This is a genomic window from Synechococcus elongatus PCC 11801 (genome assembly GCF_003846445.2).
GTDB classification, from domain to species: Bacteria; Cyanobacteriota; Cyanobacteriia; order Synechococcales; family Synechococcaceae; genus Synechococcus; species Synechococcus elongatus_A.
Genome location: NZ_CP030139.2, coordinates 2,314,562 through 2,336,921, shown reverse-complemented (window position 1 = coordinate 2,336,921; position 22,360 = coordinate 2,314,562). Strand labels below are relative to the sequence as shown.

General features: G+C 56.2%; 24 protein-coding genes. 15 read left to right on the top strand and 9 right to left on the bottom strand.

What is annotated here, in order from left to right; all coding sequences use genetic code 11:
- Positions 1 to 10: 10 nt before the first annotated feature.
- A complete protein-coding gene (gene purH, locus DOP62_RS11680; protein ID WP_208674981.1) occupies positions 11 to 1,552 on the bottom strand; it encodes a bifunctional phosphoribosylaminoimidazolecarboxamide formyltransferase/IMP cyclohydrolase in 1,542 nt (513 codons plus the stop codon).
- A 335-nt stretch (positions 1,553 to 1,887) separates the two neighbouring features.
- Positions 1,888 to 3,009 carry a hypothetical protein gene (locus DOP62_RS11675; RefSeq protein ID WP_208674979.1) on the bottom strand — a complete coding sequence of 374 codons (1,122 nt, stop codon included), beginning with the start codon at positions 3,007 to 3,009 and terminating at the stop codon, positions 1,888 to 1,890.
- Between the two features lie 261 nt (positions 3,010 to 3,270).
- On the opposite strand from DOP62_RS11675, the gene DOP62_RS11670 reads away from it, so the two are divergent.
- The gene (locus DOP62_RS11670; protein ID WP_208674977.1) at positions 3,271 to 4,137 is read left to right on the top strand and encodes a phosphatidate cytidylyltransferase; all 867 of its coding nucleotides are present in this window, start codon (positions 3,271 to 3,273) and stop codon (positions 4,135 to 4,137) included.
- On the opposite strand, the gene DOP62_RS11665 is transcribed toward DOP62_RS11670, so the two are convergent.
- Entirely contained in the window at positions 4,134 to 4,814 is a 681-nt protein-coding gene (locus DOP62_RS11665) for an LmeA family phospholipid-binding protein (RefSeq protein ID WP_208674975.1), read from the bottom strand. The genes DOP62_RS11670 and DOP62_RS11665 overlap by 4 nt on opposite strands.
- 130 nt (positions 4,815 to 4,944) lie before the next feature.
- Here DOP62_RS11665 and mltA point away from each other — a divergent pair, with 130 nt between their 5' ends.
- The 3 genes from mltA (at position 4,945) to chrA (ending at position 9,107) form a co-directional block, all read left to right on the top strand.
- Positions 4,945 to 6,102: a murein transglycosylase A gene (gene mltA, locus DOP62_RS11660; RefSeq protein WP_370538802.1), complete on the top strand. Its 1,158-nt coding sequence runs from the start codon at positions 4,945 to 4,947 to the stop codon at positions 6,100 to 6,102.
- A 182-nt stretch (positions 6,103 to 6,284) separates the two neighbouring features.
- On the top strand, positions 6,285 to 7,868 hold the full coding sequence (locus DOP62_RS11655; RefSeq protein ID WP_208674973.1) for an alpha/beta hydrolase: 1,584 nt from the start codon (positions 6,285 to 6,287) through the stop codon (positions 7,866 to 7,868).
- 87 nt (positions 7,869 to 7,955) lie between these two features.
- On the top strand, positions 7,956 to 9,107 hold the full coding sequence (gene chrA, locus DOP62_RS11650; RefSeq protein WP_208674971.1) for a chromate efflux transporter: 1,152 nt from the start codon (positions 7,956 to 7,958) through the stop codon (positions 9,105 to 9,107).
- Positions 9,108 to 9,134: 27 nt separating this feature from the next.
- On the opposite strand, the gene DOP62_RS11645 is transcribed toward chrA, so the two are convergent.
- Positions 9,135 to 9,332 carry a hypothetical protein gene (locus DOP62_RS11645; protein ID WP_208674970.1) on the bottom strand — a complete coding sequence of 66 codons (198 nt, stop codon included), beginning with the start codon at positions 9,330 to 9,332 and terminating at the stop codon, positions 9,135 to 9,137.
- A 95-nt stretch (positions 9,333 to 9,427) separates the two neighbouring features.
- On the opposite strand from DOP62_RS11645, the gene DOP62_RS11640 reads away from it, so the two are divergent.
- Positions 9,428 to 10,552: a glycosyltransferase family 4 protein gene (locus DOP62_RS11640; protein WP_370538801.1), complete on the top strand. Its 1,125-nt coding sequence runs from the start codon at positions 9,428 to 9,430 to the stop codon at positions 10,550 to 10,552.
- Here the strand turns inward: DOP62_RS11640 and tsaE are convergent.
- Entirely contained in the window at positions 10,521 to 11,027 is a 507-nt protein-coding gene (gene tsaE, locus DOP62_RS11635; protein ID WP_208674969.1) for a tRNA (adenosine(37)-N6)-threonylcarbamoyltransferase complex ATPase subunit type 1 TsaE, read from the bottom strand. The two genes, DOP62_RS11640 and tsaE, sit on opposite strands and share 32 nt — an antisense overlap.
- A 74-nt stretch (positions 11,028 to 11,101) precedes the next feature.
- Positions 11,102 to 12,511 (bottom strand): gluconeogenesis factor YvcK family protein, encoded by a 1,410-nt coding sequence (locus DOP62_RS11630; protein WP_208674968.1) that lies wholly within the window; start codon positions 12,509 to 12,511, stop codon positions 11,102 to 11,104.
- Between the two features lie 312 nt (positions 12,512 to 12,823).
- Here DOP62_RS11630 and chlP point away from each other — a divergent pair, with 312 nt between their 5' ends.
- From chlP to DOP62_RS11595, 7 genes are all read left to right on the top strand, one after another.
- Positions 12,824 to 14,071, top strand: coding sequence for a geranylgeranyl reductase (chlP, locus tag DOP62_RS11625; RefSeq protein WP_208674967.1), 1,248 nt, complete (start codon positions 12,824 to 12,826; stop codon positions 14,069 to 14,071).
- An 81-nt stretch (positions 14,072 to 14,152) separates the two neighbouring features.
- Entirely contained in the window at positions 14,153 to 14,863 is a 711-nt protein-coding gene (locus DOP62_RS11620) for a hypothetical protein (protein ID WP_208674966.1), read from the top strand.
- A gap of 79 nt (positions 14,864 to 14,942) precedes the next feature.
- Positions 14,943 to 15,212 carry a hypothetical protein gene (locus tag DOP62_RS11615; protein WP_261789936.1) on the top strand — a complete coding sequence of 90 codons (270 nt, stop codon included), beginning with the start codon at positions 14,943 to 14,945 and terminating at the stop codon, positions 15,210 to 15,212.
- Positions 15,213 to 15,301: 89 nt separating this feature from the next.
- Positions 15,302 to 15,625 carry a hypothetical protein gene (locus DOP62_RS11610; RefSeq protein ID WP_261789935.1) on the top strand — a complete coding sequence of 108 codons (324 nt, stop codon included), beginning with the start codon at positions 15,302 to 15,304 and terminating at the stop codon, positions 15,623 to 15,625.
- Between the two features lie 39 nt (positions 15,626 to 15,664).
- Positions 15,665 to 15,934, top strand: coding sequence for a TM2 domain-containing protein (locus tag DOP62_RS11605; protein WP_208674965.1), 270 nt, complete (start codon positions 15,665 to 15,667; stop codon positions 15,932 to 15,934).
- Positions 15,935 to 15,965: 31 nt separating this feature from the next.
- Entirely contained in the window at positions 15,966 to 16,358 is a 393-nt protein-coding gene (locus DOP62_RS11600) for a DUF2752 domain-containing protein (RefSeq protein ID WP_261789934.1), read from the top strand.
- A 12-nt stretch (positions 16,359 to 16,370) separates the two neighbouring features.
- Positions 16,371 to 16,577 (top strand): hypothetical protein, encoded by a 207-nt coding sequence (locus tag DOP62_RS11595; RefSeq protein ID WP_208674961.1) that lies wholly within the window; start codon positions 16,371 to 16,373, stop codon positions 16,575 to 16,577.
- Here the strand turns inward: DOP62_RS11595 and DOP62_RS11590 are convergent.
- The 3 genes from DOP62_RS11590 to DOP62_RS11580 all read right to left on the bottom strand — a co-directional run bounded on the left by DOP62_RS11590 (position 16,562) and on the right by DOP62_RS11580 (position 18,867).
- Complete coding sequence (locus DOP62_RS11590; protein ID WP_208674959.1) at positions 16,562 to 17,608, bottom strand: DUF3086 domain-containing protein; 1,047 nt, start codon at positions 17,606 to 17,608, stop codon at positions 16,562 to 16,564. The genes DOP62_RS11595 and DOP62_RS11590 overlap by 16 nt on opposite strands.
- Before the next feature lie 21 nt (positions 17,609 to 17,629).
- A complete protein-coding gene (locus DOP62_RS11585; protein ID WP_208674956.1) occupies positions 17,630 to 18,013 on the bottom strand; it encodes a DUF3119 family protein in 384 nt (127 codons plus the stop codon).
- Between the two features lie 62 nt (positions 18,014 to 18,075).
- The gene (locus DOP62_RS11580) at positions 18,076 to 18,867 is read right to left on the bottom strand and encodes an MlaE family lipid ABC transporter permease subunit (RefSeq protein ID WP_208676814.1); all 792 of its coding nucleotides are present in this window, start codon (positions 18,865 to 18,867) and stop codon (positions 18,076 to 18,078) included.
- A 244-nt stretch (positions 18,868 to 19,111) separates the two neighbouring features.
- On the opposite strand from DOP62_RS11580, the gene DOP62_RS11575 reads away from it, so the two are divergent.
- Genes DOP62_RS11575 through DOP62_RS11565 form a run of 3 tightly spaced genes read left to right on the top strand, consistent with a single transcriptional unit; the run spans position 19,112 to position 22,341 of the window.
- Entirely contained in the window at positions 19,112 to 19,408 is a 297-nt protein-coding gene (locus DOP62_RS11575) for a hypothetical protein (protein ID WP_261789933.1), read from the top strand.
- Complete coding sequence (locus tag DOP62_RS11570; protein WP_370538800.1) at positions 19,409 to 20,926, top strand: M16 family metallopeptidase; 1,518 nt, start codon at positions 19,409 to 19,411, stop codon at positions 20,924 to 20,926.
- On the top strand, positions 20,923 to 22,341 hold the full coding sequence (locus tag DOP62_RS11565) for a M16 family metallopeptidase (RefSeq protein WP_208674954.1): 1,419 nt from the start codon (positions 20,923 to 20,925) through the stop codon (positions 22,339 to 22,341). Before DOP62_RS11570 ends, DOP62_RS11565 begins: the two co-directional genes overlap by 4 nt.
- Positions 22,342 to 22,360: the final 19 nt, after the last annotated feature.

Genomic DNA, 22,360 nt, shown 5'->3' with positions numbered 1-22,360 from the left:
TGAGTCAACCTTAGTGGAGGAAGTGACGTGTGCCAGTGAAGACCATCACGAGGCCGAGTTCATTGGCCGCTGCAATCGAATCCGCATCGCGCAGGCTGCCGCCGGGTTGCACGATCGCGCGAATTCCGGCTGCCGCTGCCGTCCGAACACTGTCATCAAAGGGGAAGAAACCATCGCTGGCCAAGATGGCACCTTGGGCGCGATCGCCAGCTTGCTCAAGGGCAATTTTGACGGAACCGACCCGATTCATCTGACCCGCCCCAATGCCCAAGGTCACGCCATTGGCGGTGACGGCGATCGCATTGGATTTGACGTGTTTGACCACTTTCCACGCAAACAGCAGTTCCTGCCAGTCGGCTTCGCTGGGTTGCTGTTCAGTGACGACTTGCCAACCCGCGATTGTTTCCAAGTGATCGTCACTGTCCTGAACCAAAAAACCGCCCGCGATCGATCGCACGGTCTGTTGGGGACCGCTGTTGAAATCCCCCAGGGTGAGCACCCGCAGGTTTTTCTTCGTTGCCAAGATTGCCGCTGCTTCCGGCTCCACAGCTGGCGCAACGATGCATTCCAGAAACGTTCCCGTCAACGTTTCTGCTGTCGCAACGTCGATCGCTCGGTTGAGGGCAACAATGCCACCAAAAGCGGAGACTGCATCCGCTTCAAACGCTTTGCGGTAGGCGTCGCTGAGATCGCTGGCAATCGCAACCCCACAGGGGTTGTTGTGCTTGAGGATCGCTGCGGCAGCTGGCCCTTCGGTCGGAAATTCAGCGATGATTTGGCGCGCCGCTTCTAAATCAACCAAGTTGTTATAGCTCAGCTCTTTGCCTTGCAATTGCTGCGCTGCCGTCCAACCACTAGCGGTGGCTCCTGCTTGATACCAAGTGGCAGACTGATGCGGATTCTCGCCGTAGCGCAAGACCTGAACGGGTTGAGCATTCAACTGCAGGCGATCGCTCTCGGCCTCAAATTGCTCAGCTAAATAGGTTGCGATCGCGGCATCATAAGCCGCTGTATGTTGGAACGCTGCTAGGGCGCACTGCTGGCGGAAGGTCAAGGGAATCTGGCCCTCTCCGTCTGCCAAGGCCGTCAAATAGGGCTCGTACTGGCTGGGATTGGTGAGGATGGTCAAATGGGCATGGTTTTTGGCCGAGGCTCGCACCATTGCTGGGCCACCAATATCAATTTGCTCGATTGCATCCGCCAACGTCACCTCGGGACGAGCGATCGTCGCCTCAAAGGGATAGAGATTGACGACGACCAAATCAAATGGCTGGATGTTGTTCGCTGCGAGATCGGCTTGATCATCTTCGCGATCGCGACGTGCCAAAATCCCCCCGTGGATGCGGGGATGCAGGGTTTTGACGCGACCCCCCAAAATCTCGGGTGAGCCCGTATGCTCAGCCACTTTTGTTACGGGGATTCCGGCTTCCAGGAGTTGCCTAGCAGTGCCGCCACTACTGACGATCTGAAACTGAAAGCGATCGACCAGTTGACGGGCAAAGTCAACGAGACCCGTTTTGTCGGAAACACTGAGCAGGGCAAATCGCGGCATTGAAAATCCTAGGAGAAGCATTCAAACAGCAGTCTTCCCCAGCATAAAAGCAAATGACCGAGGCTTGATCTTGCGATCGCTCTGGCACTGCGAATCTCAATTACAAATGAACCACTCATCGTGAATCATTGCCGTTGTGCTCAATTCAGGTGTCGCTAAAAAATAGCTAGAAGATCGATTCCTCATGGGGAATTCAAGGGGTGGTGAAGATTTAATTGGTTCGATATTTCATAACTGGCTAGAGTTCTCAAATGCCAAAGTTAGCCAAAGAAACATCGATGGCCCATGCATTACTAATCACAACTTTTGAGAGTTCTTCCAACGGACTGAACTGATCAGTCCAGGGAATAAACTTGACCATCAATCAACAAGCAATGGATGCCCTTGGCTTGTAGCCAGCGGGTTGTCTTGAGCAGGACCTGACTATCGGGCAGTTTAATCACTCGTTGATTGCGCTTGCAAAAGCGTTTCGCTGTGCGGGGGTTGTCAAACAGTGGCAAGGCTTGTGCTTCAGCCTGATCCGCTTCGACGGTTCCCAATTCAGTCAGTGTTGTCAGCGAACAAGTCACTAAATCCGCTGTGCGATCGACAACGACATAGCTGGTACGCGGCAAGGGGGCGATGCCCAAGGGCAATAGTTCTAAGGTGGCAGGTGCTTCCGTGCGATCGCTTTCGCCTTCTGCTCCTAACTCTTCCTCATCAAAAGCGAGTTCATCTTCCTCGCTGTCATCTTCCCCAAATTCATCCGCATCCTCGATTGCAGCGCCGCCACCTCGCAGGTCGTCGGCCGTCAATTCCAAATCGATGGCGGGGGTACTGGCAGTCTCGACCAGTTCATCTTCATCTTCATCTGGCAGCTCGGTGGATGCTACCGATGGGTTGGCCGTATCGGCAGCCGCTGTTTTGAGAATGGGGCGCGGGCGATCGGTTGTTGGCGTTGGCAAGTCAGTAGGGGTCGGTGCTGGCTCAGCCGCCGTGGTGACGGTTACGGAGTCGGCTGATTCTGGGCTTGGGGTGCTGACCTCAGCGAGTTGGGGATTGTCAGTTTCCTCACTCGCGCCAGTCTCGGCAGTAGTCGCTGCTGTTGAACGGCGACGGCGACGACGGCCAGCGCTCGTTGCCTCTGACTCTGTTGTCGGTGCGGTCTCAGCTGCAGTTTCTTCGTCTGGCTCGCTTGTGACGGCTGCTGCACCAACAGGTGTTGCTTCAGACAGGCTGACAGCTGCTGGGGCGACTGTTTCAGCGTCGGGAGCCTCTGCTGGACTCTCCGCAGACTTGCTGCGGCGCTCGCGCAACTGCTCGTATTCTTTGGGCGGAAAACTGCCCCGCAAAATCCGCGACACCGTGCTGACGCTGACCCCAAACTGTTCGGCCAAAGCGGCGATCGGATCGGTGGTTTTGCGAAAGCGCTCGATCAACGCTTGCTTATCAGCAGGAGAAAGCTTGGCTGGGGCCATGCAGCAGAGCAGCGCGAAAGGGTCAAGATGCCCATTCTACTGCGGTGCTTTCCTTGCACGGTGGGATTGAAGGAGAGCGATCGCGCTCTTTTCCATTCGCAATGGAACGGTGCAGGTCGAGATCAGAAGATCAGACTCTCGCCCAGCCTGATGGATCCGGTCTCAGCAACATACCGGTTGGTTCTGAATCTCTCTGCCGCAATTTTGAAACAGTCATCAGTCCTTGTGCCACAGTAAACAATTGGCGGACTATTTCTCCTCATGCCTTGGACCCGCATTCTCAGTGGCACGGTGGCGATCGCGATCGCTCTGGGATTGCTGACCTTGGGCGGCTGGTATTTCACCTGTGGCCTCGGGATCATGGTCTACCTTGGCCTCGAAGAATATTTTCAGCTGGTTCGCCTGAAGGGCATGATGCCAGCGGCACGTACAACCTTGGTTGTCAGCCAGCTGCTGCTGATTGTCGCTAATCTGAATCCTGCACTCACCGACGCGATCCTACCGGTAACGGCCATTCTGATCTGTGCTTGGCTGCAATTTAAGCCCAAACCCTCCAGCATTGCCGATATTGCCGCTTCGATTCTGGGTTTGTTCTACACCGGCTATTTGCCCAGCTACTGGGTGCGACTGCGATCGCTCGGAGCGGCTGCCAGCAGTAACCTGCCGCTCGGGGGCTTCTGGCCCGATCGCTGGCTACCGTTCAACCAATTGCCACCGGGGTTGGCGCTGCTCCTCTTGGCGTTCCTCTGCATTTGGGCAGCTGATATCGGTGCCTATTTCATGGGGCGTTGGTGGGGACGCACCAAGCTGACGCAGGTGAGCCCCAAGAAAACTGTGGAGGGAGCCATCTCTGGTTTGCTTGGCAGCATGACTGTCGCCACGATCGGCGCTTTCTCGTTGGCTTGGCCCTACCCCTTGCTGACGGGCTTGGGACTGGGCCTGATCATCGGTGGCTGCAGCCTGCTGGGCGACTTAACCGAATCGATGATGAAACGGGATGCCGGTGTCAAAGATTCGGGTCAAATCATTCCCGGTCATGGCGGGATCCTCGATCGCACCGATAGCTACATCTTTACCGCGCCGATGATGTACTACTTTGTGACGCTGCTCTTGCCGCTGTTGCGCTAGGCCACGGTGGGGAGAACCCGAAACTCACCGGTCAGATCGACTTGACCTTCGCTGATCACCAGACTGGCGATCGCCACATCCTCCCCCAAGGCAATCGCATAGGACTCCAACCACTGCAAATCGGGTGCGGGCTGGCTGGCTGACTGCCACTGCGGGCTATGCAGGCGCAGGGTCTGCGGATCGGCGAGGTCGAGGCTCAGGGACAGTTCTGTTTCTGGGGCGAATTGTAAATGCAGGCGATCGGGGCGAAGTCGAAACTGGAGCTGGGTTGCAAGCTGTTCAAGCGATAGACCTAGCTGTTGCCAACAATCGCCCAGAATTTGCCAAAGCGCTTGCTGCCACAGTTCGGATGCCAGCGAGTCATTGAAGTTGGATTCCAGCAGTTGGACTTCTGCTTGGATGCGAATTTCTTGGAGCAGTTGAAAGGCCTGTCCGCGCACCATCTGGGGCAAATTGACGCGAATCTCGGAACCCAGTAAGGACATCCGCTCCAGACAGAGTCCTTGGTAGACAATGCCTTGGGCTGCGATCGCGACATCGGGAATCGTTCCCCCGAGCAATTGACGACTGCCGCCGCCAATCTGGAGATCCAGCTGTGCGATCGTGGCTTGGCTATGCAGCCAGAGCTTAATCGCCGGGGCCAAAACCCGTCCAATGATTCCCGGTGCTGTACCCATGGCAGTGATTGACCTGTGATCCGCTGTCCACTGTCTCGCGAAGCGGTCGAAGCAGGCAATGGGCGATCGACTCAAACCCAGGCAACCTGCTTGCTAGACTAACGGCGATTTCTGACGCGAAGGTCGAGACATGCGATCGCAAGTACTACTGGGGCTCATACTCTTGGGTGTCCTCGGCGGCGATCGCTGGATACAACCGGCGGTCACACAGCCCGCACCCGCGGCAACAGTCACCGACTCAGGACTCCGTCTCAGTGCGCAGTGGCCGGTAGGTCAAGACACAGGGCTCTGGCAAACGGCTCGCGATCGCCAGGCCATGATTACTGCGATTGACCGCAGCCTGGCTTGGTTGTCCACCCCTGCAGCTGAGAAAGCCTACCGCGATCGTCCGGCGAACCAACCCGATCGCCGCTGGGTGCAGCGTAGTTTGCAGCGCTTTCGGCAACTGCTCCAGACCAGTCGCAATGCGGCAGCGTTTGAAACCGCCATCCGCAGAGAGTTTCAACTCTGGCAATCCCCTGGCCTAGACGAAAACCAGCGCGTTGATTTCACGGCTTACTACGAAGCGGTCTATCCCGCTAGCTTGACCCGCACCGCCACCTATCGCTATCCCCTCTACCGGCGGCCAGTTGACCTCGATCGCTGGCCGCAGCCCCACCTGACGCGGCGGCAAATCGAAGGGGAGGATGGTCTATTGGGCGCTCGCAGTCCCTTGGCGGGTACAGAACTCGTCTGGCTCAGCGATCGCCTCTCTGCTTTCCTCGTCCATGTCCAAGGCTCGGCCCGCCTGCAGTTAACCAACGGGCGTGAATTCACGATCGGCTACGCCGGTGCGACCCAGCACCCCTACCGCAGCATTGGTCAAGAACTCGTGCGGGATAGAATCTTTAGCGCCGAAAGCCTGACCCTCGGCAAGCTAATTGATTGGTTCACTGCCAATCCCGATCGCCTCAGTGACTACCTGCCTCGCAACGATCGCTTTGTCTTCTTCAAGCCAACCGCAGGGGCAGCTGCAACAGGCAGCCTCAGCCAGCCGCTGACGCCTGGCCGCTCAATCGCCACGGATAAGACGCTTTTTCCCCCAGCAGCTTTGGCCCTGATCAAAGCACCCTTGGCGGGCGATCGGGCTGGGCTTTCTTATCGCTATGTCCTCGATCAAGATACAGGCAGCGCGATTCGTGGCTATGGTCGAGTCGATGTCTTTTGGGGCACGGGGGCAATTGCCAAAGCCCGTGCCGGTGCTGTCAACGGTCCCGGTGCACTCTACTACCTGATGCTGAAGCGCTAACGGCAAGGCGATTGCTGCAGCTGAGAATGTCACGATTTTCTTGCGAATCGCTTGAATTCCAGTGAGCGCACTCTAACTTTTAACTAGCGAGAGGTTCAGGAAACCAGCTGCTCTAGGCTGAATTGCGCAGGTTAGCGATCGCTGAGCCCCCGCTTCTCCATGCCACCAAGGATAGTTACACGATGTTTAAGCCCCGGTCTTGGTTCGCACCGCTGCTCAGTACCGTGATGGGGCTCGGAGCGGCTATCCTCACGGCAATCCCTGGACAAGCTGCCGAAAACATTACGGTCCGTTGGGCCGGTACAGACATCACTATCTCGGTCAATGACCTCAATAACTTTGCCCAAGGACGCCCTGTCGGGTCCGACCTGCGGGCACTGTTAACTTTGGTTTCACCGGAAGTTCAACAGTCCATCCGCGAAGCCCTGACATCACCCGTCCCGATCTCGCCGCAATCGATCCAGCAAATCGTCAATCGGGGCGATACCTTCAGCATCTTCCTGACCCGGCTCTCGAACGTAATTCGGGCTGAGCCAGCAGTTTCCCTAACAGATCCAGCGATCGCCACGGCGATCATCACAGCAGCACAGTCACCCCAGGGACTCTCGTTCCTCAGCGCGATTCAGTCCTTCCCAGCCGAGACGCTGCTGTTCGACCTCAATGTATTTCTGACCTACCTTCAGCAGCTCAATGACCAGCTGCTGGCGACTGAAGCGATCGTAAACCGCATTCAGCAACGTAGTCAGCCAGCAGATGCCAACCTGCAACAGCGCTATCAGTCGCCTGGCCCTAATGCAGTTCAGGTGCAGACCTTGAACTGGCAGGATCCTCAGCGCAATCGGCCCGTCCCCACCGATGTCTACCTGCCCAGCGGAACGACTCAGAATCTACCCCTCGTGGTCATTTCCCATGGGCTGGGGGAAAGTCGTCAGACCTTTGCCTACCTAGCTCGTCATCTGGCCTCCCATGGCTACGCAGTCGCTGTTCCCGAGCATGTGACCACCAGTGCCCAGTCATTTGAGAACATCTTGGTTGGCATCAGTAGCCCACCTGGCCCGCAAGCCCTGCTGGACATTCCCACGGATATTCGGTTTGTGCTCGATCAGCTGGCTGCAACACGGACGATCGCAGCACGGGTTCAAACCCAGAAAGCAGCGGTGATCGGTCATTCCTACGGAGGCTATGGCGCAATCGCTGTTGCAGGTGCCCCCCTGAGCCCTGTCAATGCTCGGCAACAATGTGAGCCGCTCGATCGCTTCCGCAACAATCTCTCGACACTGCTCCAATGCATTGCCATCAACCTGCCGCAACCCAGCTATAGCCTGAGCGATCCGCGAATTGTGGCAGCGGTCGCAGCCGATGGCCTATCCAGTGATGTGTTTGGGCCAGCCAGTCTGGCACAGGTGACAGTCCCGACGTTAATTTGGGGCGGAAGCCGTGATGTGGTCACTCCACTGAAGCCCGAGGCCGTGGCTGCATTCCAACAGCTGGGGAGTCGTCAAAAGTGGCTGGCCTTAGCCGTCAATGGCACCCATTTCACGGTGCTACCACCCAACTCCCAGCAACCGCAGGGGTTTCAGATTAACTTGCCGCCGGAGCTAATTGGCCCTAGCCAAGCCGCTGGTAATCGTCTCTTCCAGGGGTTGACTTTAGCCTTCCTTGATCAAACCCTGCGGGGCCAACCCGCCAGCCTCTTGCCTACTACGGGAACGACCACGATCGCTACGCCTGAGCTGCAGGTGTTGTTGACTCAACAGGCACCCTAACGCCCGTCCCATGACGACGTTGGCTAGGGGACAGACAGCGCGATCGCGATCGGTTTAGCCTCCAACAGCGCCCCCTGCTGGACTGTCATGGCCGATCGCTCACCCCTGCTAGAACTTGCTGCTCTCTTCCTTACTCTGGGAACCGTGGGTTTTGGGGGTCCCCAAGCTCACCTCGCGATGATGGAAGAGGCGGTCGTTCAACATCGGCAGTGGCTAACGCCCGAAGAATTTAGCGAAGGGGTGGCGCTCTGTGAGATGCTGCCGGGACCTGCATCGACCCAGATGGGCATTTACATCGGCTATCGCCGAGCGGGATGGCTGGGAGGTGTGGTCAGCGGCGTTTGCTTTATTGCACCAGCCTTTGCGATCGTGGTGGCCTTGGCTTGGGCCTACTTTCGCTTTCAAACGGTTCCTACTGTCCAAGATCTGTTTCTGGGTGCCGCACCAGCAATCACTGCGATTATTACCGCATTCTGTCTCCGTCTCAGCCAACGGGTGCTAAAAGAGCCGCTGCACTGGGGTCTGGCGATCGCAGCACTGATCCTGACGCTGAGTGAGGCCATCCCTGTATTCCTCGTCCTAGTCTTGGCCGGAGCCATCAGTTGGCTGTGGGCGAAACGATCGCAGGCTGCTTGGCTTCCCCTCTTACCGGCTGCGATCGGCCCCACTGACTTCTGGGGCTGGTCCCAATGGCCAGAACGAAGTGGTCCGCTGTTTCGCTTCTTCTTGGAAACAGGCACCTTCGTTTTTGGGGGTGGCTTGGTGATTATTCCCCTGCTCCAGCAACAAGTTGTGCAGCAATGGCAATGGCTGACAGCCCAGCAATTTGTCGATGGCGTCGCGATCGGCCAACTTAGCCCGGGGCCTGTTGTCTTAACTGCGGCTTTCATTGGCTTTGCAGTCGCAGGTTTGAGCGGGGCAGCAACGGCTACCTTCGGGATCTTTCTGCCTTCCTTTCTGTTTATTCTGTTGGCCGCACCACTTTTACAGCGATTGCGGCAAAACCAAGGCATTCAGCAATTTCTGCGCGGGGTCAGTCCCGCCGTACTCGGTGCGATCGCTGCGACCCTTTGGCCTTTAGCCCGTCCTTCTCTACAGAGCGATCAGCTGTCGATTCTGCTGTTCAGCCTGTTGCTCTTTGCCGGTAATCTTGTAGCTCTCGTGCGCTGGAAACGACCCACTTGGCAGGTAGTGCTGGTGGGAATTGGGCTAGGGTTTGCAATCGGGCCACTGCTCTAGACGGCGATCGCCAGTCCTAATGGCTGACTAGCGCCGTGCCGCGACCTGCAGGCCAATCACGGTAAGTCCCGCCGCCGCGATCGCAGACTTGAGGGGCCAAGACTGCGCGATCGGTGGCTGCGGCAGTTCGAAAGCAGCAGTCGGCAGAACAACGCCCCCGCTGATGGCCCCCAACAGGAAGCCAAGGGTCGCTAATGTTCCCAACCACTGGGTAGAAGATCGCATGCCAACAAGCTGCTCTTATTTCGGCTCATTGTGCCATCCCTGATCCCAGCATCGGCTAAGGTGGGTCGAAATTCTCTTGCGCTCCGGCGGGTGACATGCCAACTTCCCACCCCACAACAGCGGTGTCGATCGGAGGTCTCATTCCAGCCTCGACGGAGTTGCTGATCAACCTGGCCTATCTCAATCGAGAGGCTACAGGCTTGAGTCACTATGGGCTGCAACTCGTTCCTCACTTAGCGCGGACGCTCCACCCAGTGTTGCTGGCTCCCTACGGTTTGGATGGCGCAACAACCCTGCGGATCCCCGATAACATGACCGCAATCCAAGGACTGCAGGGACACCTACGACGGTTGATTTGGACCCAGACCCAGTTAGGGAAAATCTATCGGAACCTGGGCAGCCGACTGCTCTTTTCGCCGATCCCTGAAGCGCCGCTCGGGCGATCTATTCGTAAAGTCATCATGGTCCATGACGTTATTCCGTTACGGTTTCCCAACCATTCTTTTTCCTCACTTTATTTCCGTCACTATTTGCCAGCACTACTCAACGAAGCAACCCATATTTTCTGTAACTCCCACGCTACGGCTCAGGATTTACAAACCTTCTTTCGCGTTCCAGACCAGCACGTGACCATCACGCCTTTAGCCTGCGATCGCCAGCAGTTTCGACCTCTTCGGCTCAATCGCCGTAACTATTTTGTCTATGTTGGTCGCCTCAATCCCTACAAGAATCTGCAGCGTCTGATTGAGGCATTTGCGATGGTGCAACAGCAATTGGATTGTGAGCTCTGGATTGTTGGGCCTGTGGACCGTCGCTTTCTGCCCGTGATTCAAGCCCAGCTCGAGGCGCAAGGGCTGACAGCAGTCGTGAAGTTCAAAAACTATGTGCCTCGCGAGCAGCTGCCCATCATCCTCAACCAAGCGATCGCCCTCGTGCATCCCAGCCTCTGGGAAGGCTTTGGATTGACGGTTTTGGAAGCGATGTCCTGCGGAACGCCGGTACTTGTCTCCGATCGCGCCTCTTTACCAGAAGTAGTCGGCGATGCTGGGCTGTACTTTGATCCGTCCCAACCCGCAGCGATCGCTGCAGCCATGCAGGCTGTCGCTCAGGAGCCTGGGCTACAACAGCGTTTGAGTACTGCGGCCCTAGCGCGATCGCAGCAGTTCTCGTGGGAACGCACCAGCCAAATCACGATTCGGCAGCTTCAGGCATTACTGTGAACTGGGCCGCTAGTTGCGTTTGCAATTCCGTCACCGTCTCAGCATCTTGACCGACTGGGGTCAGTACCAGCTGGCGTCCTTCGGGATCCTGCATTGGGGTCAGTTGTAAGTCCCAGTAGGCAGCCGGACGATAGGGCAGGCGATCGGGCCACTCGATCACCACCAGGCCTGGCTCAAACTCCACCCCCTCCCAGTAGAGTTCGGGCAGCAGGCGCGCCACATCCGCAGTCGTTAATCGATAGAGATCGAAGTGATAGAGAGGTAAACGGCCCTCAGAATACTCGCAGACCAGCGTAAAGGTAGGACTGACCACCGCATCCACAATGCCTAGACCTTGGGCAATTCCCTGGGTCAGCGTTGTTTTACCGCTCCCCAAGTCGCCCTCCAGCAGGAGCGTGCTGCTGGCCAAAAGCTTCCGTCCTAACAGGACTCCAAACTCAGTCGTAGCAGTGGCATCCGGCAAGAAAAATCGCATTGGCTTAGAGACTGGAAAAGATCGAAGCTCAGAGCAATTAAGACATCCCCTGTAAGAGCCCTGTCAGACAAAGGTTACTTCGCGGCATGGCGATACCAACGCATCAGAGCAGCCGCCAAGCGCGTTGGTTGATGACGCACACAGTGTGTTTGCGGATCCTCTTCCATGACGTTAGCCAGGATCATTTGCCGTCCAAGTTGCAGCACAGCATCGCGATCGATCTGCACAGGCTGGGAGTTCTGCTGCGCATAGCGCTGCACTGCCGCCTCGGAAGGAGGCTGGCGCTGAACCAAGACCGCATCAAACAGCGGCTCTGGATAGACGGAATCGATCGCGCGAATATGGTCAGCCACGGTGTAGCCCAAGGTCTCACCGGGCTGGGTCATGATGTTGCAGACATAGACTCGGTAAGCAGAACTCTCCGCGAGGGCTTTGGCAATCGCCGGAACCAGCAAGTTGGGAATGATGCTGGTAAACAAGCTCCCAGGGCCAATGATGATGTAGTCCGCTGCCGCGATCGCCTCCAGAGCGCGAGGTAGAGCCGGGAGATCCGCAGGGGTGACGCCCAGACGAACGATGCGCCCACCCGCTTCAGTAATCTGCGACTCGCCTTCAATGCGGCGACCGTCCTCCAATTCTGCCCAGAGGCGCATATCTGAGAGAGTAGCCGGCAAAACTTGCCCCTGCACCGCGAGCACCTTGGAACTCGCTGCGATCGCCTTCTCAAAGTCGCCCCCAGTGACAGCAGTCATCGCCGTCAGAAAGAGGTTACCGAAGCTATGGCCGACTAAACCATCGCCACTGGCAAAGCGATAGCGAAACAGTTCCGTCAGCAGTTTTTCTTCATTGGCTAGTGCCGTCAGACAATTACGGATATCGCCAGGAGGCTGAACCCCCATCTCTCGGCGCAGGCGTCCCGAGGAGCCGCCATCATCAGCAACCGTCACGATCGCCGTCAGATTGGTGCTGTACTGCTTTAAACCACGGAGCAGTGTTGAGAGACCGGTACCTCCACCGATCGCGACGATCCGAGGACCACGGCTGAGTCGTCGGTGTGAGAGCAGCACATCCACCAGCTCTTCTTCTTGCTCTGGCCGCAGTGCTTCAGTAATTGAGCCAACGGTTCGCGACTGACCCAGGTAGAGCAGCAGCAGGCCAATGCCTAGCAGCAGAGGCCCACTCCAATAGTTGGGCAACAATTGGGTCACAAAGCCGAGGCCGCGTTGCACCGTTGTCAGCAAGAAGTAGACCGGCGTTAGGTCAGCCCAAATTGCCGCGCCGAGAAGGGCAGCAAAAAAGCCCAAAATGCTCAGCAACATCCAGCGTTTGATCAGCAGTCCTGGGCGCAACCACTTAAACCATTGCCCCACTCGATGCTGCGATCGCGCAGACAGTGCTCGCCCCAACTGCACAGAATTGCGCCGCAGTTGTCGGGAATTGAGACGCCGATCAGAAGGCCGGAGTGCGGATCGTTGACGAGTCACAGGTTTTCAGAAGACAACAGCGAATCACCAAACAGGGCAATCGATCGCTGGCCTCTAGTCTATCGCTGACCCCGACGGACCCCAAGGGATTAGCCAGCTCAAGTGCGACTGTGACCCTGGAGGGGACGGACGCCACTGAGCATTGCGATCGCGGCGATTCTCTGGGATCGCCATAGAGTCACCAAGGGAAAATCTCTCGTTCTGTTAACGTCTGTTTCAGCTTTGACACAGAGGTAAAAGGCCAGTCGGGGACAGCAAAATGCCCGTGATAGGATCCCAACCTGTAGCCAGAAAACGTTAGAGGGCAAAGCGTTGGCACTTCGGGTGGCTGTGGTCGGCGGCGGACCGGCGGGATCTTGTGCGGCGGAAACGCTCGTCAAAGCCGGCATTGAAACTTATCTGATCGAACGCAAGTTAGACAACGCAAAGCCCTGCGGCGGTGCGATTCCGCTTTGCATGGTCAGCGAGTTTGACCTACCGGCGGAGATCATCGATCGTCGCGTACGCAACATGAAGATGATTTCGCCGTCCAACCGCGAGGTCAACATCAACCTCGACAACGAGGACGAGTACATTGGCATGACCCGTCGGGAAGTGCTGGATGGCTTTCTGCGCGATCGCGCTGCCAGTCTGGGTGCCAAGCTGATCAACGGTACGCTCTTCCGCTTGGAACTACCAAAGGGCGATCGTGATCCCTACGTCTTGCACTACGCTGACCACTCCAACGGCAGCTTGGAAGGCATTGCTACGACCCTCGAAGTCGATGTGGTGATTGGTGCTGACGGTGCCAACTCACGGATTGCTAAGGCAATTGATGCAGGCGATTACAACTACGCGATCGCTTTCCAAGAGCGCATCCGTCTGCCCGAAGACAAGATGCACTACTACGAAAATCTGGCGGAAATGTACGTCGGTGGCGACGTTTCGCCCGACTTCTACGCTTGGGTCTTCCCCAAATACGACCACGTAGCGGTCGGCACAGGCACGATGCACGTCAACCAACGCCTGATCAAGAAATTGCAAGCGGGCATTCGCGCTCGGGCAGCGAACCGTTTGGAAGGCGGCAAGATCATCAAAGTCGAAGCGCACCCCATTCCCGAGCATCCGCGTCCGCGTCGGGTTGTTGGTCGGGCTGCACTGGTTGGCGACGCGGCAGGCTACGTCACCAAGTCTTCGGGTGAAGGCATCTACTTCGCTGCTAAATCGGGTCGGATGTGCGCTGAAACGATTGTTGAAACCTCCAACAATGGCGCTCGTATCCCCACCGAAGCGGATCTGAAACAGTATCTGCGCCGCTGGGATAAGAAGTACGGCACCACCTACAAAGTGCTGGACTTGCTACAAACCGTCTTCTATCGCTCCGATGCCACCCGCGAAGCCTTTGTGGAAATGTGCGACGACAAAGACGTGCAGCGACTGACCTTTGACAGCTACCTCTACAAGACTGTTGTGCCGGCGAATCCCTTGGTGCAGCTGAAAATCACGGCCAAAACGCTGGGCAGCCTGCTGCGCGGTAATGCTTTGGCTCCGGCTGAATACAAACCGATTGATGCGGCTTAATTACAGCCTCTGATGCACAATCAAAGCGGCTCCTGCGGGGGCCGTTTTTTATTGAGTGCGACTGGCAATCGCGAAACTCTGATGACTCCACTCAAACTGCGATCGCTCTGGCAAGAAGGCTGGCAACTGTTTCAGCAATATCCGGCTGAATTGCTGGGTTTCTCGGCAGTCAGCTTACTGATTCAAAGTGGCTTGCAAAGCCTACCAATCCTTGGCTGGTTAGCGCTCCCCTTCTTTATTGGCCCCCTGACCTTGGGTTTGAACTGGGGAATTTGGCAGCGGCTCCGCGATCGCGATCGCCCCTTTAGTGACTTCTGGATTGGCTTTCAGCACCCCTTCCTGTTTTGGCAGTCCTTCTGGGCCGTGACTTGGATCAGTACGATCGCCCTAATCTGCTGGAGTCCTTGGCTGATTGGGGTTGTTGGACTATGGAGCTGGTGGGAGGTCAATCGCAACATTGCGATCGCGATCGGCATCAGCAGCAGTGCTTTGGGTCTGATCGGCTTCGTCAGTTTTTGCTACCTGATGATTGGCTATCAATTCACCTTCCTTTTGATTGCCGATCGCCATCTACGGGCTTGGCCAGCCATGCAACGCAGCCTGCGCATGGTGCGATCGCATTGGCTACCAGCGGTTGTTGGGATGACTGTCTGGACAGGGGTGAGTAGTGCGATCACGATCGTTACCTGTTGTCTGGGCTTGGTAGTGATTCTGCCGCTGTTTTATTGCTGCCTCGCGGTCGCCTATCAACGCTTGCAAACACTGGAGCAGGCGCTAGACCAACACGCTTGAGCCTGAATTTTTCTTAAGAAGAGCAAAATCTCCGGCGATCGCCCCGATACTCGAAACGTCAACTTCCCCTGCGATCGCGATGACCTCTGGCTCTGGGTCCAGTCATGAGGAGCTGCTGGAGCGCCACTATGAGTTTCGCCTTGGCGCGTATCTCTCGCGAGGCTGGGAGATTTTCAAGGCAAATATCGGACTCTTTATTGCTTACCTTTTAGTCGTTGGCATCATTTACGCAGTCTTAGCTGGCATCGATGGCGCCTTTGCAGGAGATGACAATACGGTGCCACGATTGGGTCCTGGGGGAGCAATTCAACTAATCGTCAATGGACCACTGTCAGCAGGATTTTTTTAGTTGCATTCAAAATAATCAAGCAGCAACGTATCGAGTTTGGGGATTTCTTTCGCGGCTTTAATTGTTTTCTGCCCTTCTTCCTCACGTCTTTGCTGATCAGCGCATTAACAGTGATCGGCTTTGTCCTGTTGGTCATTCCTGGTATTTATTTAAGCGTTGGTTATCTTTTTGCGATCCCTTTAGTAGCAGAGCGCCAATTCGAGCCTTGGCAGGCTTTAGAGTTTAGCTGCAAGCTGGTTACTCAGCAGTGGTTTGCCTTTTTCGGCTTTTTGATTGTTCTTACATTAATTAATATCGCTGGCATTATTCCCTGTGGACTTGGTTTACTGTTCACAATTCCTTGGTCTGTTTGTGCGATCGCAGCAGCCTATGAAGACATTATTGGGATTGCCAATTTTTCAGAAGATGCTTGAATAAGGAAGAAACTTCTTTCTCAGCTTGAGCCCATCCCAATGACGACATCACCATCGAACAATCAAGCCAATAGCAAGAAAATTTTGGCTGGTATTTTAGCCATCATTCTGGGTGCCTTGGGCATTCACAAATTTGTCTTGGGCTATACCACCGAAGGTATCATTATGCTTTTGGTCTCCATCCTCAGCTGTGGTTTTCTGGCGCCTGTCATGAGCATCATTGGCATCATTGAAGGCATCATCTACCTGACCAAGACTGATGAGCAATTCGAAGCGATCTACATCACGGGTCGCAAGCCTTGGTTCTAGTCGAAAATTTCGACAGCAACGGCAGGTAGGCTTGCTCCTCCTCGGGGGTGGAGCGCTGTATACGGCACTCTACGGTCGCGATCGCCTGCCACTGCAATGGACCTGTCCACTCTTAGCGCTTACAGGTTTGCCCTGTCCTACCTGTGGCATGACGCGATCGCTCGCAGCCACTGGGCGTGGTGATTGGGCAACAGCTGTTCAATTTCATGCGTTTGGGCCGCCTCTACTGATTGCCAGTCTGGCAGCAGGTTTAATCTGGGCAGCTGAACTGTGGCGAGGGCGATCGCTCCTACCTTGGCGATCGCTTATTCGCAAAATTGGGCTACCACTCTTAGTGGGTCTACTGATCTACTACATCACTCGCTTGTGGATCAGTTGGCAAGCGGGCAGTTGGCCACCACCTTGGGCGATCGCTCCTCTTTAACTTGGGCGTCCTATGAAATCTCGTTTCCTGATTAATCGCAGTCTCTTGCTAGTCATGGGAGGCGTCTACTTCGTTGCTCTCTCACAGTTGCAATGGCCAGTCGTCGCGCGCGAGTTTCTCGCCCTCGTTCCCTTTCAACTAGTGATTCTCTGGGGATTGCGCCGCTATTGGCGACCCTCTCTGAGCGATCGCCCGAGCTTGGATCAGAACAGGTCGTAGCTAGGTTGACGGGGATCGGGTGCAAAAGCCAACCAAAGCGGGAATTGCAGCAGCGACAGGCTAACGCTCTCCTCACCGTCATCAATGATGATCAGGGGCAGATCGCCGCGCTCCTCAATCCGTTCTGCTTTCTGAACAAGTGCATCGGCAAACTCAAAGAGCGTGATGCCTTGATTTGGGCCAAAGTCTTCCCGCGAAAGCCCTAAGCAATCCTGTAGACCTCGCCGCCATTCGCCAAGCCGTTCGGGGGTACTGGCCAAAATCAGCGGCACGAGTCGCTCACCATAGAGGTGGTTGAGCACGGAAATCACCGCGGAAGCAATCAAGACATTCTGCTGACGGCTGCCAAAACTACGGAGTGCCCCGCGGCCACCAGCGGTAAAAAACCAGTCGCGGACAGGCTCTTCATGCACCGCTTCAAAGGTGCGACGCAGCACCCACGGTTGACCGTAGTAGTCTGGCGACTGGCGGTAGCGATTGAGTTCTTGCTCGATCAGTTCTGCCTCCGGTGCAAATTCTGGGTCTGCAAAACCGGGGCGCAATGGCACCATCTGCTCGGGAGGTGCCGGTGGTGGTGCAATTACTTCCGGCGCTGCGATCGGTTGTGGCGGGACTAAATCCAACTGCTCAGCCGTGGCTGCCAAATCCTGCAGGCTACCGACGAGATAGTCTTTAAAGCTTTGAACGCGGACAGCGATCTCCTGCGATTTGCCGGCAAAGCTGCTGCGAATTTCCTGCTGAATGCGATCGCGCCGCTGCTCTAGCTTTTCAATGGAGGCCAGCAACGCGGCTTGGCGGGCTTCCAGATCTGCAAGGGCGATCGCGGTCAATCGCTGCAGAGCATCTTCAGCAGTCGGGGTGTCATCAATGCTGGCGCTCGGTGGGGTTTCCTCCCTCGGAGTGACCTCAACGGGGGTGAACAGCTCGGGTGTCGGTTCAGCCACCGCTTCAGGATCTCGTCCCAGCTCTGGCAACAACACCGGCGGTGTCTCTGGTTCTGGGGGTAATACCGAGAAATCGTCTGGCAGCATGGAAAACCCTAGGAACGACAACTACCGAGCCGGACAAAACTGTTCGAGCGCTGCCCGTAGACCGCGACTATCAAACAGAATCGGTAGAAAGTGAATGCTTTCAGTCTCGCGAAAGTAGAAGAGGACCGGCAGCGGCGACCAATAAATACGCCAGTTCAGCCACATCGAATAGGGAAAACGACGCAACAGGCGATCGCCCCGATAAATGTCTAAATCCGTGGCGGTAAAGAACAAGCGCAAGGTTGCTGCTTGATAGACCAAAAACAGCCCAAATGCGGCAACCCCCAAACTCAGCCAGAGATTGAGCCACAGCAGCGGCAGTGCAGCCAATACTACAGCGCCCGGCAGCCGATAACTGGGGGCTAGGGGTAAAACAGTTGGCGCTGTTGCCACATCAGTCAGCATGATGTTTTTCGCTCACGCGATCGCTGTCCTCGCTATTTTGCCATTGCTGTTGTGGCGGATGGTCACAGCGCGACATCGCCCACACCACTAAACATGAACTGCGACAGGAAGAAATCCAAGACAAAAATCATCAAGAGGGAAGTGACAACCGAACCTGTCGTAGACTCACCGACGCCTCTAGCACCGCCAGTGGTGGTTAGCCCCCAGTTGGTCCCGATCGCTGCAACCACCAGACCAAAGATCACCGCTTTAATTAAGCTGCTCAGCACATCCCAGGGCTCCAGAAAATTCCGAATGCCGTCAAAAAAGATACTGAGCGGAATGCCATAGGCAGACTGCGCCACCAAGCTGCCGGCAAACAGGCCGATCAGGCCAAACCCGAGCGAGAGCACCGGCATCATCAAGCAGCAGGCCAACGTCCGTGGCACCACCAAATAGTCGACCGGATCAGTCCGCAACATCAACAGCGCATCAATCTGTTCGGTCACTTGCATCGTGCCGATTTCAGCGGCGAAGGCGGAGCCAATCCGACCCGCCACCACCACACCGGTTAGCACTGGTGCCAGTTCTCGAAACAGGGCCAACGCCAAGACGCCACCCACGACATTGCCAGCCCCAAAATTGATGAACTCTCGGGCCACTTGAATTGTGAAAACGGCCCCGACTGAGACACCTGTCAAAAGCGTGATTAACAGTGAGGATGGCCCAACGTTGGCCATTTGCTCTCGGGTGTTGTGGGGATCGATCCGAGCACGAAAGAGATGAAGCACCACCTGCCCAGCCAGCAACACAGCGAGCAGCAGTCGACTTAACCAGCGCTTGAGGCTGTTCAGGGCTCTTCTCCAGCAATTAATAGGCCGCGATCGCCGCTTAGGCTACCGGTCGATTCTCCAAGATGGAGAAATCCAAGATAAAGTGTTTCTAAAATGAGAGCCAAACGTTTTGCAACAGTTGGCTTCAATTCCTTCTCACGATACGAACGGCTTTTCGGTTCCGCCAACTATTACTTAATTAAGTCTTAAGAATTTTAACGATTTCAGGTCTCTCCGGAAGGGCATCGCTAGATTGAAAGCAACTAACTTGCCCTTGGTGTCTCCCATGCTCCTTCGGCCCCTGCCTGAACGATTTTTGCGATCGCTTGCGGTTGCAGGAACTTTGGGCTTTGTTGCACCGCTAGCGGTGATGGGGGTGCTGTGGTTGGTGATGGCCAGTTTGAGCTGGCTACCCGGTATCGGATCTTGGGGACAAGCTGGTTTACAAGTTTTGCGTTACTTCTGCGATACCTTCGGCAGCGGTAATCCTCTTTATGGGCTGCTGGTCATTGGCTCTACCTGCGCAGTCGTCGGCATGATGTTCGACACTTACGCAGTCTCCGTGTCACGGGCTTCACGCTAATTGTTCCGGCTTTCACCTCAGCGATCGCGCCGTCGCGGGCTGCTCTGGCTGCTCATTGTGTTGTGTGTTGTTGTCAGCCAGAGCACCGCGATCGCAGCACCACTCGATCTCAGTCCCTACTGGCAAGCTGCTCAGACACAGGTTGAAGACTTTCAGTTGCGCAACGGTTTGCACTTCATCGTCATGCGGAGGCCACAGGCTCCAGTAGTATCCGTGCTGACCTATGCCGCCGTGGGCGGTGCAGATGAACAGCCTGGGCAGACGGGGATTGCTCACTTTCTCGAGCATCTAGCTTTTAAGGGCACCACGACCATCGGCACTCGCAACTATGCTGAGGAAGCGCCCTTACTGGCTGAACTCGACCAACTTAACCGGCAACTACAACAAGCTCAGGGGGCAGAGATCACAGCTTTGACCCAGCGCTTTCAGGCGGTGCAGGCCCAGGCTGCCCGCTACGTTCAGCAGAATGAATTTGGGCAGCGCCTCGAGAATGCCGGAGCGGTGGGTTTGAATGCCACCACCAGTGCAGATGCCACCACCTATTTCTGTAGCTTGCCAGCCCAGCAACTTGAACTCTGGATGGCGCTGGAAGCGGAGCGTTTTCGGCAGCCGGTGTTCCGTGAGTTTTTTGAAGAAAAGGCTGTCATTCTCGAAGAACGGCGGCAGCGCTTAGACAATGACCCCGTCAGTCAGCTGCTGGAAGCCCTCAAAGCCAAAGCCTTTCCCAATCAGCCCTACGGACGTCCTGTGATCGGTGAACGGGCAGATATTGAAGCCCTCGATCGCGCCACAGTCCAGCGGTTTTTTGAGCAGTATTACGGTCCCAATAACCTGACGATCGCGATTGTTGGGGATGTGGATCCGACCCAAGTTCGTCGTTGGGCCAACCAGTACTTTGCAGCCGAACCATCGCGACCCACCCCGGCACGCCCCAAAGCGATCGCTAAACCTCAAGCAGGCACGATGACGTTAACGGCTCGCAGCCAGCCCTGGGCAGTCGTCGCCTATCCGATGCCAGCGGCTCGAGATCCGGATCAACTGGCGATGCAATTACTGGCGGAAGTTCTCAGCAGAGGGCGGCGATCGCGGCTTTACCAGAACTTAGTTGAAGGCGATCGCTTGGTTGTGGCGGCCCAAGCCTTTCCAAATTTCCCCGGCGATCGCCTGCCCAGTCTATTTGTCATCTCCGCTTCACCACGACCGGGTGTTGAGCCGCAAACAGTTGTTCAAGCTATCACCGCTATGGTGGAACAGCTCCGGCAGCAACCCCTGACTCAAGCGGAACTCGATCGCGTTCGCAATCAACTGCGGATGGATTTACTGGAGGGCTTGGAGTCTAATGCAGGCATGGCTCAGCAGCTAGCTGAATATCAGGCCGAGGCGGGTGATTGGCGGCAACTCTTCCGCGATCTGGAAGCACTGGAGCAGTTAACCCCCGAAGACTTGCAGCGAGCAGCTCGCCGTCTCTTCCAGCGCGATCGCCAGTTGGTGGGGCAACTGTTAGGAGCCGCATCGTGATCCGCCGCTGGCTCCTGCTTGGGATTGCACTTCTGCTCTGCTGGCTCCAGAGTCCTGCCCATGCGATCGCAGCGACTAATCTGCAACAACCCAACATCGATCGCTGCCGCTTAGATAACGGCCTGCGGGTGTATCTGCTTGAAGATCGCAGCTTGCCTTTGGTCAGTGGCCGCCTGTTAGTGGATGCAGGTTCCCGTCTGGATTCAGCTGATCGCTGGGGAACCGCTGACTTCACGGCGGCGATGCTTCGTCAGGGCAGCAGTCGGGCATACCCCATCGATCGGCTCGACCAAGAGCTCGAAGAACGGGCTGCCAGCCTTGAATCCAGTCCCGGCGTTACTGTCGCTAGCCTCAGCTTTCGCAGCTTTAGTCCTGACCTTGCCTTTGTGCTCGATCGCCTGTTTGAGCTGCTGACCGATCCGGCTTTTCCCAGTGATCGCCTCCAGCAGCTCCGCGATCGCAGCTTAGCGGTCTTGGCCCGACAAAACGATCGTCCCGACGCGATCGCCAGTCGAGAACTGCCCAAGTTGATCTATGGACCTAGCGATGCTTTAGCTCGGAGCCTAACAGCTGCTGATCTGCAGCGGGTACGGCGGGAGGATTTAGTCGCTTTTCACCAACGCTATTACCGTCCTGATCGCTTCTGGTTGGGAATCGTGGGGGATTTCCAAGCGGCGCCACTCTGTCAAACCCTGCAAGCGACTTGGGGGCAATGGCAACCCTCTCAGACCTCTACGATTGCTGACCTGCCAACCGAGCCGCTAACGCCACCCGCCACAGCTATCTATCTCATCGACCAGCCACAGCTCAGCCAAAGTACTGTTCAGATGGCAAGCCTTGGCGGACGCCTCGACGATCCTGACTATGCCGCCCTGACAGTGCTCAATGAACTGCTCAATGGCTTCTCGGGACGGCTCTCCAACCAAATCCGATCGCGGCTCGGCCTTGCCTACAGCGTCTATGGCAGCGGTCAGCCTAATTTTGAGCGTCCGGGTCTGTTTGTGGCAGGAGGCCAAACTGCAGAATCCACGACCGCAGCCTTGATTCAAGCGCTCCGGGCTGAGTTAGCCACCGTGCGATCGCAGCCCATCAGTGAGGCTGAACTGCAGCAAATCCGCGATCGCCTGCTCAATAGCTTTGTTTTCAACTTCCAATCTCCCGACCAAACCTTGGGGCGGCTCCTGCGTACCGAATTTTTCCAATATCCCGAAGACTTTCTCTGGCGCTATCGAGACGCACTGCTGAAAGTGACCCCTGCCGATGTGCAGGCAGTAGCCCAGCGCTGGATTCAACTAGATCAGATGCCGATTCTGGTGATAGGCGATCGTGCCGCTCTCTTACCGCAGCTGCAAACACTTAACTTGCCTGTTCAAGACTGGCCGCTGGATCAACAGCCAACATCCGTCACACCCTAACGACTCACCAAAAAAGCAG

What these genes read in the sequence shown, in the direction of transcription:
- DOP62_RS11575 (WP_261789933.1), top strand. Translation starts at nt 19,112, where the DNA reads ATGCTCCTTCGGCCCCTGCCTGAACGATTTTTGCGATCGCTTGCGGTT.
- DOP62_RS11605 (WP_208674965.1), top strand. Translation starts at nt 15,665, where the DNA reads ATGACGACATCACCATCGAACAATCAAGCCAATAGCAAGAAAATTTTG.
- mltA (WP_370538802.1), top strand. Translation starts at nt 4,945, where the DNA reads ATGCGATCGCAAGTACTACTGGGGCTCATACTCTTGGGTGTCCTCGGC.
- DOP62_RS11675 (WP_208674979.1), bottom strand. Translation starts at nt 3,009, where the DNA reads ATGGCCCCAGCCAAGCTTTCTCCTGCTGATAAGCAAGCGTTGATCGAG.
- DOP62_RS11620 (WP_208674966.1), top strand. Translation starts at nt 14,153, where the DNA reads ATGACTCCACTCAAACTGCGATCGCTCTGGCAAGAAGGCTGGCAACTG.
- chrA (WP_208674971.1), top strand. Translation starts at nt 7,956, where the DNA reads ATGGCCGATCGCTCACCCCTGCTAGAACTTGCTGCTCTCTTCCTTACT.
- DOP62_RS11595 (WP_208674961.1), top strand. Translation starts at nt 16,371, where the DNA reads ATGAAATCTCGTTTCCTGATTAATCGCAGTCTCTTGCTAGTCATGGGA.
- DOP62_RS11655 (WP_208674973.1), top strand. Translation starts at nt 6,285, where the DNA reads ATGTTTAAGCCCCGGTCTTGGTTCGCACCGCTGCTCAGTACCGTGATG.
- purH (WP_208674981.1), bottom strand. Translation starts at nt 1,552, where the DNA reads ATGCCGCGATTTGCCCTGCTCAGTGTTTCCGACAAAACGGGTCTCGTT.
- DOP62_RS11615 (WP_261789936.1), top strand. Translation starts at nt 14,943, where the DNA reads ATGACCTCTGGCTCTGGGTCCAGTCATGAGGAGCTGCTGGAGCGCCAC.
- DOP62_RS11640 (WP_370538801.1), top strand. Translation starts at nt 9,428, where the DNA reads ATGCCAACTTCCCACCCCACAACAGCGGTGTCGATCGGAGGTCTCATT.
- DOP62_RS11590 (WP_208674959.1), bottom strand. Translation starts at nt 17,608, where the DNA reads ATGCTGCCAGACGATTTCTCGGTATTACCCCCAGAACCAGAGACACCG.
- DOP62_RS11665 (WP_208674975.1), bottom strand. Translation starts at nt 4,814, where the DNA reads ATGGGTACAGCACCGGGAATCATTGGACGGGTTTTGGCCCCGGCGATT.
- DOP62_RS11585 (WP_208674956.1), bottom strand. Translation starts at nt 18,013, where the DNA reads ATGCTGACTGATGTGGCAACAGCGCCAACTGTTTTACCCCTAGCCCCC.
- DOP62_RS11670 (WP_208674977.1), top strand. Translation starts at nt 3,271, where the DNA reads ATGCCTTGGACCCGCATTCTCAGTGGCACGGTGGCGATCGCGATCGCT.
- DOP62_RS11645 (WP_208674970.1), bottom strand. Translation starts at nt 9,332, where the DNA reads ATGCGATCTTCTACCCAGTGGTTGGGAACATTAGCGACCCTTGGCTTC.
- tsaE (WP_208674969.1), bottom strand. Translation starts at nt 11,027, where the DNA reads ATGCGATTTTTCTTGCCGGATGCCACTGCTACGACTGAGTTTGGAGTC.